The organism is Clostridium paridis, from assembly GCF_016765615.1.
GTDB classification, from domain to species: domain Bacteria; phylum Bacillota; class Clostridia; order Clostridiales; family Clostridiaceae; genus Clostridium_T; species Clostridium_T paridis.
Genome location: NZ_JAESWA010000023.1, coordinates 191812 through 211900, shown reverse-complemented (window position 1 = coordinate 211900; position 20089 = coordinate 191812). Strand labels below are relative to the sequence as shown.

At 31.5% G+C, this 20089-nt stretch carries 22 protein-coding genes; all 22 read right to left on the bottom strand.

Annotated elements, in window-relative coordinates:
- Positions 1-1827, bottom strand: coding sequence for a fused FliR family export protein/FlhB family type III secretion system protein (locus JK634_RS14135; RefSeq protein ID WP_202768323.1), 1827 nt, complete (start codon positions 1825-1827; stop codon positions 1-3).
- A gap of 10 nt (positions 1828-1837) precedes the next feature.
- Complete coding sequence (gene fliQ / locus JK634_RS14130) at positions 1838-2107, bottom strand: flagellar biosynthesis protein FliQ (RefSeq protein WP_202768322.1); 270 nt, start codon at positions 2105-2107, stop codon at positions 1838-1840.
- A 9-nt stretch (positions 2108-2116) separates the two neighbouring features.
- Positions 2117-2872: a flagellar type III secretion system pore protein FliP gene (fliP, locus tag JK634_RS14125; protein WP_202768321.1), complete on the bottom strand. Its 756-nt coding sequence runs from the start codon at positions 2870-2872 to the stop codon at positions 2117-2119.
- Positions 2865-3257 carry a flagellar biosynthetic protein FliO gene (locus JK634_RS14120; protein WP_202768320.1) on the bottom strand — a complete coding sequence of 131 codons (393 nt, stop codon included), beginning with the start codon at positions 3255-3257 and terminating at the stop codon, positions 2865-2867. Before JK634_RS14120 ends, fliP begins: the two co-directional genes overlap by 8 nt.
- A gap of 12 nt (positions 3258-3269) precedes the next feature.
- Positions 3270-3728 (bottom strand): flagellar basal body-associated FliL family protein, encoded by a 459-nt coding sequence (locus tag JK634_RS14115; RefSeq protein ID WP_202768319.1) that lies wholly within the window; start codon positions 3726-3728, stop codon positions 3270-3272.
- A 6-nt stretch (positions 3729-3734) separates the two neighbouring features.
- A complete protein-coding gene (locus tag JK634_RS14110) occupies positions 3735-4466 on the bottom strand; it encodes an OmpA family protein (RefSeq protein WP_202768318.1) in 732 nt (243 codons plus the stop codon).
- Complete coding sequence (locus tag JK634_RS14105) at positions 4459-5271, bottom strand: motility protein A (RefSeq protein ID WP_202768317.1); 813 nt, start codon at positions 5269-5271, stop codon at positions 4459-4461. The genes JK634_RS14110 and JK634_RS14105 overlap by 8 nt, the downstream gene beginning before the upstream one ends.
- 13 nt (positions 5272-5284) lie before the next feature.
- A complete protein-coding gene (locus JK634_RS14100; RefSeq protein WP_202768316.1) occupies positions 5285-5476 on the bottom strand; it encodes a flagellar FlbD family protein in 192 nt (63 codons plus the stop codon).
- 59 nt (positions 5477-5535) lie between these two features.
- On the bottom strand, positions 5536-8169 hold the full coding sequence (locus JK634_RS14095; protein ID WP_202768315.1) for a flagellar hook-basal body complex protein: 2634 nt from the start codon (positions 8167-8169) through the stop codon (positions 5536-5538).
- A 74-nt stretch (positions 8170-8243) separates the two neighbouring features.
- Positions 8244-8645: a TIGR02530 family flagellar biosynthesis protein gene (locus JK634_RS14090; RefSeq protein ID WP_202768314.1), complete on the bottom strand. Its 402-nt coding sequence runs from the start codon at positions 8643-8645 to the stop codon at positions 8244-8246.
- A 9-nt stretch (positions 8646-8654) separates the two neighbouring features.
- Positions 8655-9359 carry a flagellar hook capping FlgD N-terminal domain-containing protein gene (locus tag JK634_RS14085; RefSeq protein ID WP_202768313.1) on the bottom strand — a complete coding sequence of 235 codons (705 nt, stop codon included), beginning with the start codon at positions 9357-9359 and terminating at the stop codon, positions 8655-8657.
- 10 nt (positions 9360-9369) lie between these two features.
- Positions 9370-10920, bottom strand: coding sequence for a flagellar hook-length control protein FliK (locus JK634_RS20665; RefSeq protein WP_202768312.1), 1551 nt, complete (start codon positions 10918-10920; stop codon positions 9370-9372).
- Positions 10921-10926: 6 nt separating this feature from the next.
- Positions 10927-11367, bottom strand: coding sequence for a flagellar export protein FliJ (gene fliJ / locus JK634_RS14075; protein ID WP_202768311.1), 441 nt, complete (start codon positions 11365-11367; stop codon positions 10927-10929).
- A gap of 12 nt (positions 11368-11379) precedes the next feature.
- On the bottom strand, positions 11380-12684 hold the full coding sequence (fliI, locus tag JK634_RS14070; RefSeq protein WP_202768310.1) for a flagellar protein export ATPase FliI: 1305 nt from the start codon (positions 12682-12684) through the stop codon (positions 11380-11382).
- 10 nt (positions 12685-12694) lie between these two features.
- The gene (locus tag JK634_RS14065; protein WP_202768309.1) at positions 12695-13477 is read right to left on the bottom strand and encodes a FliH/SctL family protein; all 783 of its coding nucleotides are present in this window, start codon (positions 13475-13477) and stop codon (positions 12695-12697) included.
- The gene (gene fliG, locus JK634_RS14060; RefSeq protein WP_202768308.1) at positions 13461-14474 is read right to left on the bottom strand and encodes a flagellar motor switch protein FliG; all 1014 of its coding nucleotides are present in this window, start codon (positions 14472-14474) and stop codon (positions 13461-13463) included. Before fliG ends, JK634_RS14065 begins: the two co-directional genes overlap by 17 nt.
- Position 14475: 1 nt before the next feature.
- Positions 14476-16047: a flagellar basal-body MS-ring/collar protein FliF gene (gene fliF / locus JK634_RS14055; RefSeq protein ID WP_202768307.1), complete on the bottom strand. Its 1572-nt coding sequence runs from the start codon at positions 16045-16047 to the stop codon at positions 14476-14478.
- Positions 16048-16065: 18 nt separating this feature from the next.
- Positions 16066-16365: a flagellar hook-basal body complex protein FliE gene (gene fliE / locus JK634_RS14050; RefSeq protein ID WP_202768306.1), complete on the bottom strand. Its 300-nt coding sequence runs from the start codon at positions 16363-16365 to the stop codon at positions 16066-16068.
- Between the two features lie 13 nt (positions 16366-16378).
- Positions 16379-16783: a flagellar basal body rod protein FlgC gene (gene flgC / locus JK634_RS14045; protein ID WP_202768305.1), complete on the bottom strand. Its 405-nt coding sequence runs from the start codon at positions 16781-16783 to the stop codon at positions 16379-16381.
- 2 nt (positions 16784-16785) lie between these two features.
- A complete protein-coding gene (flgB, locus tag JK634_RS14040; protein WP_274601354.1) occupies positions 16786-17205 on the bottom strand; it encodes a flagellar basal body rod protein FlgB in 420 nt (139 codons plus the stop codon).
- Between the two features lie 758 nt (positions 17206-17963).
- Positions 17964-18824, bottom strand: a complete 861-nt coding sequence (locus JK634_RS14035; RefSeq protein WP_202768304.1) for a flagellin — start codon at positions 18822-18824, stop codon at positions 17964-17966.
- A gap of 112 nt (positions 18825-18936) precedes the next feature.
- On the bottom strand, positions 18937-20034 hold the full coding sequence (locus tag JK634_RS14030; RefSeq protein ID WP_202768303.1) for a LegC family aminotransferase: 1098 nt from the start codon (positions 20032-20034) through the stop codon (positions 18937-18939).
- Positions 20035-20089 lie beyond the last annotated feature (55 nt).

Here is a 20089-nt window from a genome sequence, read left to right as displayed (position 1 = left end):
CTACGACTTTTTCATTTTGTATACCAAAGCTAAAATTTCTGCAATAGCTTGATACATATCTGCTGGAACTTCTGAGTCAACATCTAATGTATCAAACATTGCTCTCGCAAGTGGCTTATTCTCTATAATTGGAATTTTATTTTCTTTAGCTATTTCTTTTATTTTTATAGCAACATGATCTGCACCCATTGCCACTACTTTAGGAGCTTCCATTCCGCCTTCTTCATACTTTAATGCAACTGCTATATGTGTAGGGTTTGTAATTACTACAGTTGCATCTGGAACAGCTTGCATCATTCTTCTTGAAGCAATTTCTCTTTGCTTTTGCTTTATTTTACCCTTAATTTGAGGATCGCCTTCCATTTGCTTATATTCTTCTTTTACTTCTTGTTTTGACATCCTCATCTCTTTATTAAATATTCTCACCTGTAGAATATAATCCATTAAAGACAATGCAATCATCAATAAGGTTACTTTGGTAAATATACCCATTACTAACGATTTTATCTCTATTCCTATTGAGGGTAAATAAACACTTCCCATACTCAATATACTATTAAAATTATTTATAACAAAGCTATAGCTTAAATATCCTATTAAAATTATTAAGATAATATTTTTACCTAATTCTAAAAAACTTCTTTTAGAAAACATATTTTTAAATCCCTTTAAAGGATTTAGCTTCCCTAGTGATGGTTTTATTGATTCACCAGTAATTAAAAAGCCTGTTTGCATTAATGATGCCACTACCCCTGCTACTGTAATTGGTAAAATAATTGGTAATGCATTTATTGCAATTCTATAAAGCGCTGTTATGATATAATTTCTTGCAGTAAGTTCTGTAAGCTGCTTATTAAAATTTTCGCTGAGAAAATAAATCATATCACTTCTAAAATTATTAGCCATATACCCACTTAATAGTGATATGAGTAATGTACATGCAAGTAGCGTTAATGATAAATTAACATCTTTACTACGAGCAATTTGACCTTTTCTTCTAGATTCACTTTTCTTCTTAGGGGTTGCTTCCTCAGTTTTTTCATCTGCAAAGATTAAAACCATGGGGACAGCACCATAAATTCCTTTAAAAATATCAGGCAACACATTAAATGCACCAATAATAAATTTAACTAATGTTGGTAATGCAACCATTATTGCTAAAAATCCTACTAATATCTTTAAAGGCATTCCCAGTATCATAACATTTAACTGTGGAACTGTTCTAGAAATTAAACCCATACAAAGGTCTGCAATTATAATTATCAATACAATTGGTATTGCTATTTTCAAACCTATTACAAAATATTTACTAAAAGCTAAAAATACTTGATTTAAAGTATCTTGGTAAACAATTGTTTGCCCTAGCGGCACAACATTAAAGCTTTCAATTAATTCCCTTATTAACATATGATGTCCATCTATTAAAAAGAAAACCATTAGTGCAATCCAATGAAATATATTGCTAAGCAAAGTTGAGGTACTTTGAGATGTTACATCAAACAAGTTTATCATACTAAGCCCTATGTGTATATCCATCCAAGCACCAGCAAACTTTATGAATTCAAAACATAAATTCACAATAATTCCGAGCATTATTCCAGTCATTACTTCATTTACGCAATTAAAAATCAGCGCAAAATTATCATTAATTGACTTAAGCTGATCATAATTTATTCCTGTTATTATCATATATGATAAAATAAATGCAAAAAATACTTTAACTACATTTGGTGTTCCTGATGGAAAAAATATTCTACTTATAATAAGAAAAGAACCTATTCTTAGAAAAATCAAGAAAATTGCTAAAAAATATACTGTGTTAATCAAGATTCTCCTCCTATTTTGCAACTGTTGCAATTATTTCAAATATTCTCTCCGTAAAACTAAGAAGTTGATGTAAAACCCAACTACCTAAAATTAATCCTACAGCTGCAATAGCAACTAATTTAGGAACAAAAGTCAATGTTTGTTCTTGTATCTGCGTTGTAGCCTGAATAATACTTATTATTAATCCAACTACAAGTGCTACTACCAAAAATGGAGCAGATACCTTAAGGGCAGTAACTAATGTATCTTTTACTATTCCTAAAACCATTGTTTCACTCATTTATACACCTCACGAGAAACTCATAATTAGAGATTTAACAACTAAATACCATCCATCAACCATTGCAAATAGTAATAATTTAAATGGTAAGGACACCATTACTGGTGGTAACATAAACATACCCATGGACATAAGAACTGATGCTACTACCATATCAATTATTAAGAATGGTAAGAAAATCAAGAATCCTATTTGGAATGCAGTTTTTAGCTCACTAATAACAAATGCAGGTATCACTACATAAAGTGGAACATTATCCTTATCAATTTTAGTTTGATCAAGTTTTGAAGTTTCAATAAATAGCTTCAAATCCTTTTGCCTAGTTTGTTTTAACATAAATTCCCTTAAAGGTTTTGACCCTGCGTCAATAGCTTGCTGTTGTGTAATTTTACTCTGCATATAAGGTTGAAGTGCATTTGCATTTATATCCGTATATACGGGCTGCATTATGAATAATGTTAAAAATAAGGTGAGTCCAACCATAACTTGTGATGGTATAGCCTGCTGAACACCTAATGCATTTTTCAGAAATGATAATACCACTGCAATTCTTGTAAATGATGTTACCATAACTATAAATGAAGGTAATAATGTCAAAATTGTTAAGAAAATAAGTAACTTTATATCTGTTACAAAATCAGTTGGAGTAGTACCAGGATTAACAGATACATTAAACTGAGGTTCAGCTGCTAAAACCTTATTATTAAATGTTAAAAATATTGCAAAAAAAACTAGTAAATATTTAAAAACTCTTTTCTTATTCATTGCCTCGTCCTCTATCTCTAAATTTCTTAAATTTATCCTTTAATGTATCTGAACAAGCTAATACGTACTTCTGATATGTATCTATAAGTTCTTGCTGAGATTGTTTTTTATCTCTCATGATACTTTCTAATTCTTCTTTTGATAATTCTTTTACTACTGCAGTATTTCCCGGGGAAACAGCCATAACAAACCCTACTTCTCCCATCTTTACAATAGTTATATAACATTCCTTACTAATTTGAATTCTTTCAACTACATTAAGATATCTTCCATTAGTTAAAGTGTTTGATTTTTTATTTATAAATCTTAATGTTATTATTAGTAAAAATAATATTAATGGTAATACAATAGCTAATCTAAATACTAATTCAATTGTATCAGTCATTTTATCTCCCTTTTATTGAACTACAAAATCATCAAAGACAACTTCAATAATTTGTCCCTTAGTTAACTCTGCATTAATTGGTTTCAATAATTCTTTTTGAATTGCTACTTTATTAGATAATGCTTCATCTGCAGTCTTAGAGTTAAAAATGTTAATTATTCTGTCTTTAATTATCGGTGTCTTAGTTGTAAGTTCTTCTGCCAATTTTGTATTCTTAATATCATATACAAGAGTTACCTTAACTTTAACATATCTTTTGTCTTTAAGATTAATTAATTGGCCTTCTTTACTTAGTTCAAATGAAGTTGTTTCAACGGTCTTTTCAGCAGCCGCTCCATGGGATTTCATGTAAAAATAAACTCCCCCAAATGTTCCAGCTCCTGCCACTGCAACAATTAAAATCACTAATATTAAAAATTTGCCTTTTCCACCATTTTTCTCTTTCTTGTCTTTTTTCTCTTTCTCTGCCATAATCCCTTACTCTCCTTTACTAGTTGCAACTATCAAAATATCTACCCTTCTATTTTTCGCTCTATTTTCTGGTGTTGAATTATCTACTAAAGGTCTAAATTCACCATATCCAGATGCTTGAAACCTTGATGGTTCAAGTTTTTTTACTTCAGTAAAATATCTAACAATATTAACAGCTCTTATAGAAGACAATTCCCAATTTGATGAAAACTTATAATTGTTAATTGGTACATTATCTGTATGACCTTCAATAATAATCTCATTATTAATTGATGATAAAAGTGTACTCAATTTATCTAAAATATTCTTACTCTCTGGAATTAAATCAGCCTTTTCAGATTCAAATAATATTGTATCCTTAAGGTCTATGGTAATTCCTCTCTTGTCACTTTTTATCTCTGTTACACTCCCAAGGTTGTTCTCTTTAATAAAATCATTTACCTTGCTAAGCATTTGTTTATTTGTATTTACAGATGAGGTATCTTCTGTCATAACTTTAGATGTGTCTACTTTGTCACTTTCTGGAGTACTTTGATTATTTGATAAAATATTAGTTCCTCCGCCATTAACAATATTATTGAGTGCTTCTGAAACTCCTTTTAATTTATTTTCATTTACTGACGAAAATGAAAATAGAAGTATAAAAAATATTAGTACTATCGTTATTGTGTGTGAAAATGTTCCTAACCATTCATCACCACTCAACTGTCCACCTCTATTTTTTCTTTTTCTAACCATTTAGACTCTCTCCTTCTATCGAAGAACTCCATCTTAAATATTCTAATCTGTCTTTTTGTGATAAATAAGTGCTTAATTTTTCTTCAATTATTCTAGGATTTACTCCTTCTTGGATTGAAAGAATCCCTTCAAGAATCATCCCTCTAAAGGACGCTTCTTTAGAACTTTTAACTAAAAGATTTTGTGAAATTGGATTACAGAATAAGTATGCAATTATTGCACCATAAAATGTTGAAACTAATGCTTTTGCCATTCCAGATGCAATTGTGTTTAAATCATTTAGTCCAGCTAACATCTGGATTAACCCAATAAGAGTACCTATCATTCCGAAAGCTGGTGCATAACTTCCCCAGGCTTTAAAAATAGTAGCTCCCTTTTCTTGTCTGTTCTCCAATTCATCAATTTCAAGTTCTAAAATTTCTTTGATGGTATCAGCTTCAAACCCATCCACTACCATTTGAAGACCTTTCTTCATAAAGTCATCCTCTAGTATAGCTATATCGTTTTCTAACGATAACAATCCTTCTTTTCTAGCTTTTTTAGAGAAATGAGAAAATTGTATAATAAGGTCTACTCCTGTAAATTTGTTCTCTTTTAGCGATTGGCCAAATAATTTCCCTATATCTTTTATTTCTGCTACTGAATAATTTACGAATAATGCTGCAATTGACCCACCTACAGTTATAAATAAAGCTGGTATATTCAAAAATATCAGTAAACTATTTCCTCCTATGGCCATCCCTAAGATCAGTACAATTGCACCTAGGATAAGCCCAATGAAAGTTAGGTTATCTGATTTTTTCATCAATTTGCGCCTCCTAGATCTTTATGTTGAATATCTTATTTTTATATTTTATTACTTCATCAACTAATTCTTCTGTAGATTGCAACACTATGTACTTTCTTCCATTGGTTAATGTTATTAAAGTTTCAGGAACTTCTTCTACTTTTTCAATATGATCAGCATTAAGAAGAAAATCTTTTCCATTCATACCAGTTAACTTTATCATAATTCCTCCAATTTATATTAGTGAGCTTCTCAAAGAGAAGCTCCCTAATAGTCTAATTTTTATCTTTTTAGGTTAATTATATCTTGTAGAACTTCATCACCAGTAGTAATCATCTTTCCACTAGCTTGGAATGCTCTATTTGTAACAATCATGTTAGTAAATTGTTCTGCTAAGTCAACATTTGACATTTCAAGCATCCCTTGTACAGTATCTCCAAAACCTTGTGAGTTATCCTCACCCTTTGTTTCTAATCCACTCTTTATTGTTGCTTCTCCAGAGTTTGCTGATTGTGCATATAGATTCTTACCTAATTTACTTAAACCTTCTGGGTTTTTAAATCCGGCAATTGCTATTTGACCAAGTGCTGCAACGGATCCATCTTCAAGAACTGCTTTAATTACTCCAGTTTTATCTATTGTGTAAGACTTAACTTTTTTAGTTTCATTAGTTCCTGGAACCTTAACACTTTCTGGGATTCTTAAAGTTTTAAGCTTTTCATCATATGCTTTAAGATCCTTTGTTCCATCAACATATTCTATTGCTCCATCAGTATCAATACTTTGTACTGGAGTACCCCCACTTGTTCTTTGAGTTTCTCCTTGTACTAATCCTGGTACTCCTGAAACAGTAATTCCTTGAGAAATACTCTTTCCAGCTAGTGCCTTTTTAACAGCATTTTGTATTGTTGCTACATCAGTAGCTCCAAATGTTTGGAAATCACCATTAATTGTGATTGTCTTAGATTTTTCATCTACATCAGCACTTGTTTTAGTTCCTGCAGTTACAGTTCCCATTCTTACTGTGTATCCATTTAAAGAACCTCCTGGAACTGGTGCGAATGTCATACCATCTACTGTTACAGTTCCTGGTGCTTTTAAATCAGAACCACCATCAATTATATCTGATTGATATGAAAGTGATGTTAAGTTTCCTGTTACTGTAGCTAAATTTGGTGCTACTGGTGCTGGTGTAAGCTTTGAATTTAATTGATTTGCAAGATCAGTTGCTGTTACAGTTCCTTGTAAGAATGGTCCATCAACTGTTATTGTGTTTGTTGCTGTATCCACAGTAACATTTGTTACTGTTGCATTTAAGTCACCTGCTTTAATAGTATATCCATTAAAAGTTGAGCCTTTTGGCAAAGTTACTTTTAAGCCAAGGAAATCTACTGTTGTAGGTGCTGTAAATTCTTTACCTGCATTGTCAACAGTTACAGTAGTAGTTGAACTTGCTGCTCCTGTAAAGCTTCCTCCTACAGTTGTAGTTAATACTGTTGGATCTATTCCACTTTGTTTTAATTTATTATTTAAGTCAGTTTGAAGCTGTGCTGCACTATATGGAGTTCCTGAATTTACACCAGCTCCAGCTAAATCTCCAACTATAGTAATAGTATTTTGACTTCTATCTACTGTTACACTTGGAGTTTTTGTTTTATCATCAGCAACTGTTATTTTAAATCCATTTAAAGCTGAACTTTTTCCTGTGAAAGTAATCCCATATCCTGCTGCAGTTACTGCTGTTGGTGCACTTCCATTATTACCTGTACTATCAAAGGTATCTTTAAGTTGTGATAATCCACTTGTTACTGAACCTGTATAATCAGTAGAAAGTTTATTGAACCCACCAACTGAATCAAGTTTAGTATTTACTGCGTTTATAATATCTAATGCAGTTACTGTTCCATTTGAAAAGTCTCCATTAATTGTAATTACTTTTCCAGTAATATCTGCAGTTGTAGATGGATCTGATACCTTTCCTAATTTAAAGGAATATCCATTTAATTTAGAACCTGGTTCAAACTTAAAATTAACACCTAAGAAATTAAGTGAACTTGGAGCTGTATCATCAGATCCTCCAAGAATTTGATCACTACCTAAGTTAGCATATCTTGGTATATTTCCTTTTACATTAATTCTTTGTGATATACCTGCTGCTGATATACCTTTATTAAGAGCTGATTCCACTTGATCTGAATTTAAAGTTGAATTTGTAGAAAAATCTCCACTTAAAATTATCTTTTTACTTACTTTGTCTACTGTAGCTGAAGTTACAGTACCTGGTCCAACTTCACCTAATGCTATGCTGTAGCCATTAAGTTGTGATCCTGGTCCGAAGGAGAAATTAAGGTCTCCAATTGATTCCTCTGCTGGTGATAATCCTGATGCATCTATTCCATTATCATCGTTTGTTAGAGAGTAACCCATTACTCTATATCCATCTGCAGTAAGAAGATTACCTTCTTCATCAAGTACAAATGCTCCATCTCTAGAGTACATAAGTTGAGAACCTGATGTTGCAAGTGATTGTTCTGTTATGTTATGTGCTCCAGCTCTTTGGCTTACTTGTAATGTTTTATCGCCAAATACTGTAGGTCCGCTACTAACCATGAAGAATCCATCTCCATCTATAGCAACATCTAATGCTCTTCCTGTAGGTTGCATCATACCGTTAGTCATGATAGTATCAATACTTGCAAGTTGAACACCTAAACCTACTTGTTGAGCATTAACTCCACCTTGGTTATTGTTTGGTGACATTGAAGATTTAACTGTTTGATATAAAGTGTCTTGGAATGTTGCTCTTGAAGCTTTAAAAGCTGTTGTTCCAACGTTTGATATATTATTACCTATAACATCTAATTTAGTTTGGTTAGCTTTCATACCAGCTATACCTGAATACATTGATCTTAACATTTTTTGACCTCCATAAATTCATTTTTTCCTGCTTCCGTCATTCCACAGGCTTAGGCTTCCTAATAAGGTCCAGCCTATAATATTACTACACTATCGATATTTGTAAACACATTTTCCTGTGCCCTTGTTTTATCAACTGCTGTTATTATGGTATTGTTTTGAACTGAAGCGATTATAGCTACGTCTTTATATAACATTAAGGTATTTTTTGAACCTTTTTCTCTAGCTTTTCCTAACCCCTTCTCAAGTTCTTTATAGTCTGCTTGTGTGAAATTAATTTCACTTAATCTCTCAGCTGCATGATTTGAGAGAGTAAAACCTTCCTTGTTTCCTAAAGTACTATTTTTAATTTCATTTTTAAGTATTTCTTTAAAACTACTATTTGTATTACTTGTCTCACTGCTTCTTGTAATTTCCTTAGGTTCCGGAAAATTTCCTATAGGATAAGCATGTCCATTAATTATTCTGTAACTCATCTTATTTTACTATGCTGTAGTTCCAGATTCAGATTGTTTATCTACCTTTGTTATTTTGTCAACGCCAACTGTAATTATCTCGCCAGTTGAATCATTTTTCATTCTTATATTTACAACACCATTGTCTTTTGTAACACCCACAACTACCCCTGTTATATAATTACCTGAACTATCTTTATCACTTAATTGAACCTTCTTATCGATAAAACTTGTAGCCATTAATAAGCTCATATTCCCGTTTAAACTTGATAATGCAGGTAGTGAATAATCTGGAACTTCTAATACTGTCACAACGTCTGACATATCAAAATCTTTATATACATTTTGTCCATTTTCATTAATTTGAACAGATAATGTTGTTTTTCCATTTTGATTTGTTACAGCCTGTACTACTCCTGTTATCGGATTTCCTTTATCATCTAATTCCTTAAGAGTTACACCTTTTCCAGTTAAGGAGTTTGATGCAAAGTTTGACATTGTAGTGTTTAAGTTAGCCATTTGTTCCATTGAAGTAAACTGAGCCATTTGCGAAATATATTGTGTTGAATCTTGGTTTTGAGTTGGATCTTGGTTTGAAAGCTCAGCTGATAATATCTTAAGAAATGAATTCTTATCCATATCGCTTCCTGGTTTAACTATTGAAGTACCTCTATCAGTCGCTCTAGCTCCTGTGTAACTAGTAGGCACTGTTGCTGAATTAAGTGGATTTCCCATATATACCTCCTTATGCTAATTTATTTAAATTATTATATAGTAGAGTCTCTTCAGTCTCATCAGTTATTTCTGTAATCTCAGGAGTCTCTGTTTTACCTGATGAATTACTTCTTCCATCATTTCCTTTTTCTGCTCCAAAACTTTCTTGTCCTGAACTAAAAGCTGTATAGTTATCATTTAAAGAAACATTTACGTCATCAATTTTAATGTTCTGAGTATTTAAAGTGTTCTTTATCTCCTGAACTTTTGAATTTAATAAATCATATGCTTCTTTATTTGATGCATTTATAGTAGCTTTCATCTGTTCTCCTTGAGCCACTAGTTTAATAGTAATTTCACCTAAATCTTTAGGGTTCATCTTAACTGTAAGCTCTTTTAAACTTGAAGTTTCCATAAACTTAATAGTCTTTATTACATCTTGAGTAATATTAGCCTTGGAAATACTTTGTGCTTCATTAACTACATTATCTACAGGAACTTGTACTCTATTAAGATTTAATTGTGCTACTTTATCAAAGTTGTCGTTCCCTTTTCCCTTTAGAATGCTTTGTAAAAAATCATCTTCTTTTGAACTTTCAGAATTACTCTCTTCTTTGCTTCCATCAGCATTAGAAGAAACATCTACAGTTTTTGCAATACTTGTAGCATCTGCATTTGTTTTACCAACACTTGCTAAGCCATTTTCATTACCTTTTTGTGAAGAGTTATTATTCTTTATCGTAGTTTCATCCGTAGCTTTAGCATTACCCTCTTCTACTTTTGAATCAGTTATGTAAACCTGATTACTTACATTAGAAGTATTCATATCTTTTGTCGCATCAACTATAACCTTTGGTATTTCTTTTACTACGTCTTGTAACTTAGATAAGATGTCTTTAAACTGTTCTCCACCATCCATATCAGTAAGTAACTTAACTATTTCTGCACTAATATTTCCCGTTTCACCATTTTGAACAGGATTTAATTTCAACTCCTGGATAATATCATTAACTTTAGTAAATAAAGCCTTGTTTTGAATATCCGCTAAGGATAAATCTTGTGAGTTTTGAAGGCTCTGTCCCCCCAATAAATTCATTGTATTTGTTAATTGACCATTTACTCCTTGAGTTTCAGAAATACCATTTTTCTGATCCTTAAGGTTTTGAAGAGCTAATATTAATGAATTTATAACAGAAAGCAAATCCTCTATGCTCTTGCTATCACCTTTGTTATCTTTTTGAATTTTAGCTAATTCATCTTTAAGATCTTCAAGCTTTTTAACTACTTCTTCTAATTTTTCTTTAGAAGTATTTGTGTCTCTGTCCCCATCTTTTCCATCAACTTTTTCATTGTCTTCAGTGGACTTAACATTCTTTACTTCTTCCTTAGAATCACCTGCTTTAACATTTCTATTGTTATCAACAGAATCAACTTGTCTTAAGTCAGCCTTTTTATCATCTTCCTTTAACTTCACTGAGTTATCAAAATAGTCTTTAAAGTTTTGCTGTCTATCATTTTTATAACTAACTTTACTTTCAGATAAGTTAATGTCTGTACTAAAATTGATTTTACCTATATTCACTTATTCTCACCCCCTTTCAGTGTTTCTTATGTATGCATATAATGCAAATTCATCATTATTAACTCTCTCAATTCTGTCTTGCTCTTTAGTAAATGCTTCATATTTCTTTTCCTTTAACCTTTCAACTGTCTTTCTCTCGATTGTTCGTTGTTTTAAGTTATCACGCCTTATTTCAAGTTCTCGGTCTTTAATTTCAAGCTCTTTTTCCTTTTCTGCAATTCCCTGATTAAGAGCTGTCATATAATTTCTTTTTATTTTCTGATATACAATGCTTTCACCAGGTTTAATACCTCTGTATCTATCATAGTCATTCCTCATATCATCAAGTTTTTCTTCTATGATAATTTTTTCTCTTTGCGTATCTTTGAAAAGTCTTACTGACTCTTCTTCATTTTTCACTCTCATATCTAAAAGCTTATCTAATTTAAATGTAAACCTCTCACCCATTTTTCCCTCCTATTAGAACAATGAAGTTAATGTTCTAATACTTTCATCAAAACTTGATTCTTCTTTAATTCCTTGTTTTAAGAAGTTTTCAATATAAGGATTATACTGAATTGCTAAATCAATTTTTTTGTTGCTGCCTTTTACATATGCACCAATATTAATAAGATCTTCTGACTCTTTATATGTTGCAAGTAAATCTCTAGCCTGGGAAGCTGCATTTTTATGCACATCTTCTGCTATTGAAGGCATAAGTCTTGAAACGGAATTTAATATATCTATTGCTGGATAATGATTTTTATGGGCTAATGCTCTCGATAAAACAATATGTCCATCTAAAATACCTCTCACTGTATCTGCTATTGGTTCATTAAAATCATCACCATCAACAAGAACTGTATAAAATGCTGTTATTGATCCTTTGTCTGATGTTCCCGATCTTTCAAGCAATTTTGGAAGTTTTGCAAAAACTGAGGGGGTATATCCTTTAGTTGCCGGTGGTTCTCCAATTGCTAGTCCAACTTCTCTTTGAGCCATTGCAAATCTCGTAACTGAGTCCATCATCAATATAACTTTTTTACCTTTATCTCTAAAGTATTCTGCTATAGCTGAAGCTGTTAATGCACCTTTAAGCCTGATTAAAGCTGGTTTATCTGAGGTAGCACATATAACAACAGATTTTTTCATCCCTTCTTCTCCTAAGTCAGTTTGAATAAAATCCAAAACCTCTCTACCTCTTTCACCTATAAGAGCGATAACATTAATATCTGCCTTAGCTTCTCTTGCAATCATACCTAGTGTTGTACTTTTTCCAACTCCACTACCTGCAAAAATTCCTATTCTTTGTCCTTCACCACATGTTAGGAAACCATCAATAGCTCTTACTCCAGTAGGCAAAGCATCTGTTATTCTTTTTCTCTTCATAGGATCAGGTGGGTCATTCTCAAGAGGATATTCTTCTCCAAATTTAATTTCTTCACCCTCCAATGGATATCCAAGTCCATCTAAAACCTTACCTAGAAGTTCATCGCTACACTTTACACTTAGTGGTTTTCTTTCTGGTACAACTCTACATCCAGGTGATATGCCAGATAACTCACCAAGTGGCATTAAAATAACAGAATCATCTCTAAATCCAACTACTTCACATTTAATAGGATCATTTTTTTCGTTATAAATTGTACACAATTCACCTACAAATGCTTTAATTCCTTCTGTTTCAACAGTAAGTCCAATTACTTTTTTTACTCTTCCTTCTATGTAACTTGGAGATAATTCTCTTATCTTCTTATTAAGAAGCGGAAAATCTAATGAAAGCATCTATCTTCACCTACCCTATTAAAGCTTCTTCTACTTTCTTTAAACCTATATCTAATCCTACTATACATTTACCATTGTCTTTTTGAATTTCTGCATTTCCTGGTGCCATATTCTCATCTAAAATTACATGAATTTCTTCTATAGAATAGATACTTTTCCAACCTTGAATATGTGCTTTTATGCTTTCCCCATGCTCTGGATTACACTTAATTACAAATATTCTACTTTCCTTTGAATATTGAATATATTCCTCAACTAAGGAATCTAATCCTGATTCCTTCTCTAATTCTCTCTTTAAAACACTTTTTGCTATATTTATTGATAACTTAATTATGTCTTCTTTTTTTTCTTGGAGATAGTCAGTATAGATTTTTTTAGAACTTATTAGAATATCGGAGGCTTGATTTAAAATGTCAGTAGCTTCTGCCTTTGCAATTTCTATATTTTTCTCATACGCTTCCTCATATCCTTTTTTACTACCATCTTCATATCCATTTTGCATGCCTTGCTCATAAGCCTTCTCATAAGCTTCTTTTTCTAAGATTTTTATCTCTTGTAATGCACTTTCAATCAGCTTGTCTCTTTCAGCTTTTGCATTATTAATTATTTCCTGAGCAATCTTTTTATGGCTCTCTAAGATACTATCTATCTTTTCTTGTACAATCCTATTATTTTCATTATCATTTTCAGAGAATTCGCCTCTATGAACTACTGGTGAATACTCAGTTTTTACAAACTTTTCTTCACCAACTTGTAAATTTTCTCTTTTTATTACACTATAAGATGATTGCATCTTCTCCACCTCTTGAAATGATTATTTCTCCAGCTTCATCTAACCTTCTAATTACAGATACAATCTTCTGTTGAGCTTTTTCAACATCCATAAGTCTTACAGGTCCTAAGAATTCCATATCTTCTTTCAAAGAAGCAGCTGCCCTCTTAGATTGATTTCTAAATATAGCATTTGCAACATCCTCAGAACATCCCTTAAGCGCAAGAGCAAGATCTTTACCTTCGACTTCTCTAAGTATTCTCTGAATCGATACATCATCAAGAGTAATAATATCTTCGAATACAAACATTGAACTCTTAATTTTATCTGCCAATTCAGCATCTTCTCTTTCGAGACTTTCTGTAATATTCTTTTCTGTAGTTCTATCAACTTGATTTAATATATCAACAAGTGTTTGAACTCCACCTAAGCTTGTCATTTCTGTTCTTATCATTGAAGATAACTTACCTTCTAAAACTTTTTCTATTTCTTTTATTACCATAGGGGATGTATTACTCATGGTTGCAATTCTAAATGCAACTTCTGATTGAACTTCTTCTGGTAATTCCGCCATAACTTGAGCGCCTTTATCTGGCTGTAAATAACAGAGAATTAGTGCTATAGTTTGCGGATGCTCATTAGATATTACATTTAATAGTTGATGAGCATCTGCTTTTCTAGCAATAGAAAACGGTCTATATTGTGCAGTAGCATCTGAAACTTTTTCAAGAATTTCTTCCGCTCTTGTTGTTCCTAATGCTTTAGAAAGAAGTTGTCTTGCATAGTCCATACCACCTTCAAGTATATAGTCTCTAGCTTTATTCATTTCCATAAATTCATTAAGAATTTCTTGTCTTTGATCTGACGTTACTGAAGTAATATTAGCAATTTCATATGTTATTTTTTGTATTTCACTTTCAGGTAACTTCTTAATAATAGGTGACGAAGCCTCTGGTCCAAGAGTAATAAAAAGTATTGCTGCTTTTTGAATTCCATTTAACTTTGATTCTTTTGCCATTTTATCCTCTCTCACTTTCTGTTAACCATGACTTAACAACATCTACAACTTGATCTGGTTTATCTTTTGCATACTTTCTAACTTCATTTTGAATATGAGTATTTTCATCATTAGGTTCAAAATCTAACGGTGCAAAAGATATTGGTTCTTTATGAGGAATAGCTTCTTCCCCTACTACTATATCTAGTAAATGTTCTTGTTTTTCTACTTTGTTCTTTCTCCTCATTCTTAAGAAGAATATTAATCCACCTATAAGAACTATTGCTGCGCCAACTATAGCGGCAATTACTTTAATTAATTTCATTCTATTTTGGCTGTCAATTTCTTTTTGCATTGCATCTAATTCAGCTTGAGCTTGATCCTTAGCTGCAGGATCAAAATTCATTCCAAGAACAGATATTTGATCTCCTCTTGTTTTATCTAGACCTATTGCATTTGCTACAGAGTCGCTTATTTGTTGTTGAGTTTGAGCATCTAACTTTCCGTCTATCATAACAGACGCGGTTAATCTCTTAACTTCACCTGGTGCGCTAATTACCTTATTTTCTGTTTTACCAACTTCGTAATTTGTAGTCTGACTGTCTTTAGTAGATGTAGTGCTTCCATTTGTATTTGAAATAGTGTTACTCATGTTGTTATCAACTGGACTTGATGAATTTGTACCACCATTGTTTGTATTAGTTTCTTTAGATGTTTGTTGACTTACAATTACCTTATTAGGATCAACTACTGTTTGTGTCTTTGTTTTAGAATCAAAATCTAAATCAACGCTTACCTTGGCATTTACTTTTCCTTTTCCGATTACTGGTTCATATAAATCAACTATAGCTTTTTCTAATTTTGCTTCGTAATCTTTTTCAAGATCACTTTGTTTCTGTACAGATGCAGAACTTGCTGTGTCTTGTCCATCTATATATAAGTCTTTTGATAAAAGGTTCATTTTATCATCTACAACTTCAATATTTTCTTTTGGAATATTTTCAGTACTTCCAGATACTAATGCCACTATACTCCTTACTTGATCAGTATCTAGTTTTGTACCTGGGTTTAATTTTATGTATACCGCTGCTTTTCCCGGTGTCTTGTCCTTAACGAAAACTGAATCTTCTGCTGGACTAATATGTACTCTAGCTGCTGCTATTTGTGGAAAACCTTTAATAGTTTTTTCTAATTCTCCTTGCAGCATTCTAACCTTTTCTATTTTGAACTCCTCATCTGTCATACCAAAAGAGCTAGCATTGTCCATTATTTCATAACCTTTGCTGCCAGTTGATATTTGAGAAGCTAACTGTAATCTTAGTTCATCTACTTGTGCCTTTGGAACTAAGATGGATTGACCTGAAACCTTATAATCTACTTTCCCATCCTTTAACTTAGTTGTAACAGTAGCTGCATCCTCAGATTCTAGATTGGAAAATAATACACCATACTTATTTTTGCTTGAATAATAACTAAATGTTATTACTCCAATCAAAATTGCCACAACTGCAATAATCAGAGAAATCTTAACCCCTTTTGGAAAGGAGTTCATCTTATCTCGCAGCTTTTTAATTACGTCTTTAATTCTACCCATTTACTGCACTCCTTACCATTATATCTGCATTCTATTCAACTCTTGTATTGCATCCACTATCTTGTTTCTAACTTGTACCGCTAAATCTAATGACATTTTAGCTTCTTCTTGAGATAACATAACATCCTCGATATTAACATCCTCACCTTTGACCATTGCATCTGTCATATTGTTAGCATTAATTTGCTTATCATTAACCTCTTGAAGTTTATCCTTTAGTACCTTTAAAAAGTCATCACCACTTGTACTAGTTTTAGTATTATTTGGTTCCATACTTTTAAATATATCTGTATTTGGTATAAAACTATTTATCTTCATTTATTATATCCCCCTATTTACCAATCTCTAAAGCTTTCATAAACATATTCTTGTTTGCGTTTAATGTATCTACGTTTGCTTCATATGATCTTGAAGCTGAAATCATATCTGCCATTTCATTTAATATGTTCACGTTAGGCATTGTAACATAACCATTTTCATCCGCATCAGGATTAGTTGGGTCATATTCTTTTCTTAATGGTGATTTATCATCTACAATCCCAACAGCCTTAACTCCATTAAGTTGTTGTTTATCATCTAATGCCTCTTGAAAAACAGCTATCTTTCTTACATAAGGCTTTCCATTTTCACCTCTAGATGTATTAACATTGGCAATATTTGAAGATATAGTATCCATTCTTAATCTTTCAGCCGAAAGTCCTGATGCACTTATTCTTAATGAATTAAACATACTCATTTCTATCTACCTCCACTAGTAATTACATACTTTGTATTATTCAGTTTATTATTTGCAGATGTTACTAGTGCATTATACATCATAGTATTGGCTGCTTGATTTGACTTTTCAATATCAAGGTCAACATTATTCCCATCAAGTCTCATACTAGTAGCTTCATCTTTTACTACATCTGGGCCTTCCCCTGAATTTTCTCCAGGAATATGTTTAGAATTTGTGGTTTTAAGTCCAATATCACTTAGCGATTGTTGGAACTTGTCCTCAAAATTAACATAACTTCTTTTAAACCCTCTTGTATTAATATTAGCTATATTATTAGAAATTACTTTTCCTCTTAGTGAAGCTGCCTTTAATCCATCTTTTAACAAATTGTACGAATAATCGCTAGAAATATTTAAGTTATTTTCCATAATTCCTTCCATACCCCCAATAATTTTTTTATTTTTTCAAAATTTATTTATTTCTATTTAATATTCTATAATACATTTACTACTTAATTATAAATAAAACTTTAACAAAATTCCATGTAAATATTTGTAAATACACCGCTTTTTTTGTAATTTTTTTGTTATTTTTTTTATTTCATATTAGTTTAGCAACTTTTAATACTTCCGATGCAACATTTTATTGCTTTTTTTCTGAATTTTCTGACACAATTAGCCCAAATGACAAATTTGAGGTACGAAGTGTAATTTGTGAATATTCTGTCTTTTTATTTTAATATGATATATTTCCAATCAGTTCATTTTAAAAATACAAATTATTGCATTTTTCTCCTTTTACTCTACAAACTTGACCTTTCACAATGATTTATCTTTTATCTAATCTATTTATATAATATTAGATAAAAATAACCCCCAGTTAATAAAATAGTTTCGATTTGAAAAACTACTTTGTCGGAGGTCCATGTCGTATCTTCATGATAATAATAAACTACCTTGAACAAAAAAAATACTGGAATTTAGAGGTATTGTTCCTGTGAAATCCAATTATTAATACGCATTTTCGTACTTTTGCACAATTTACACACAAAATATTTCAACCATATTCCAACTTCACCATTATATATGCATATTTAACAACTTAATCACAACCTTAATCTTTTTTTCCTGCTAAATAAAAAGAAGAGTAATAACTTATAACTCTAAGCTATTACTCTTCAAAGAATAATCCATTTCAATTATTTTATCTTATCTAATATTCTCAAAACATTTTGTGGCATATTGTTGGTTTGCGTCATAAGTGCTAATGCAGAATTAATTAGTAACCCTTCTTTTGAATACTCCATCATTTCATTTGCCATATCAGCATCCCTAAGATTAGAATCAGCTTTTTCTGCTGAGTCTGTAATTGAACCTAAAGATTGAGCTAAAGACTCAAATTTATTTTGAATAGCTCCATATTGGCTTCTTATGGAATTTACTCTTACAATCGCAGAGTCAACTATAGAAATATCTTTCTTCGCTGGATCGGTACTTGTAATATCTATATCATCCACATATGCTGTTCCTTCAATCCCAATTACTTTTGTATTTACATTAAATGTTGGAATCTTAGCTGTTTCCCCTACATTCGCTCCAACAACTGTTCTAATATAATTAGGATAACCATTATGGTCTACACTTTCATCACCTATTAACTTATTTCCATTAAACTCAGAATCTCTTGCAACAGAATTTATATGTTCTTTCAATTGATCTATTTCCATTTGAATATTTTTTCTATCATCATTATTTAAAGTATCATTAGTTCCTTGAACCATAAGCTCTTTCATTCTAACTAATGAACTAGACACACTATCTAATGCCCCATCAAATGTCTGCATCATTGAAGTACCATCTTGTAAATTTCTTTGAGCCATAGAAAGTCCTCTAATTTGCATTCTTAAATTTTCAGATTTTCCTAAATTAATTGGATTATCTTTAGCCTTATTTACTTGATTACCAGTAGATATATGATTTAAAACTTTAGATTGTGCTCCTAAACTTTTTGTATAATTTCTATAAATGTCCATGGACATAAGATTCTTATTTAATCTCATAAATTATCACTCCAATAAAATTAATTATCTTTGTTATCGATATTTTTTGAACAAACTTTAGAATTGTAGTAAATTTTACACTCCTATAAGCTATTACTTTTTAAGCCGTGCTTTATATAGACTTTATTATGTTAATTACTTTAATTATATCATTATCAGTTAAACCAACAGAACTTGGTAAGTTAATTCCTTTTTCAGAAATCTCATTTGTTATCAGCATATCACCATGCCTACTCCCAACATATGGTGGCATTTTATGTACTGGCATAAAAAATGTTCTTGATTCAATTCCATTTTCTCTTAATTTGTATATTAGTTCATCTCTGCTTAAAGGATATTCATCTTCAACTAATATAGAATATAACCAATATACATTTTTTACATTATCCTTTTCAACTGGAATGGTTATCCCTTTAACATCTGATAATAGGGTATTATATAAATTGGCATTTTTTCTTTTTATTTCTATATATCTTTCTATATTTTCAAGTTGCGCGCATCCCATAGCGGCTAATAGGTTTGGCATTCTGTAGTTGTACCCTATTTCTTCATGATAAAATGCTCCATTTTCTAATACTTTTTTTGTTTGAGTGGATAAATACTTAGCTTTTTCTCCCAACATTTCATTATTAGTAGTTAGCATTCCTCCTGCCCCTGTGGTTATAAGTTTATTTCCGTTGAAGCTGAAACAACCTATATCTCCTATTGACCCTAATTCTCTTCCTTTATACACTGAACCAAGCCCTTCAGTTGCATCCTCTATAACGTATAAATTGTATTTTGATGCGATTTCCATTATTTTATCCATATCCACAGGATGTCCGTATATATGTACAGGCATAATCGCTTTAGTTCTAGGAGTTATTAATTCCTCAACTTTTTCTGCATCCATAATATAAGTATCTCTGCAAGCATCAACAAATACCGGTTCTGCTCCAACATATCTTATTGTATTCACTGGTGATATAAATGTCATAGATGAAACTATAACTTCATCTCCGTTTCCTATCCCTAATACTCTTAAGGCTAACTCAAGTGCTGCAGTTCCATTCATTGTAACTACTGCTTTTTTTGAACCTATATACTTTGCAAAATCTTCTTCAAATTTATTTACATAAGATCCAGCAGATGAAACCCAGTTAGTATCTAAACATTCTTTAACATACTTCCATTCATTTCCGCTAATTTCTGGTATACATAAAGGTATCATTTTTAACTTCAACTCCTCGTTACTCTATACTCAAATTAATTAAATAGGGCAAGCT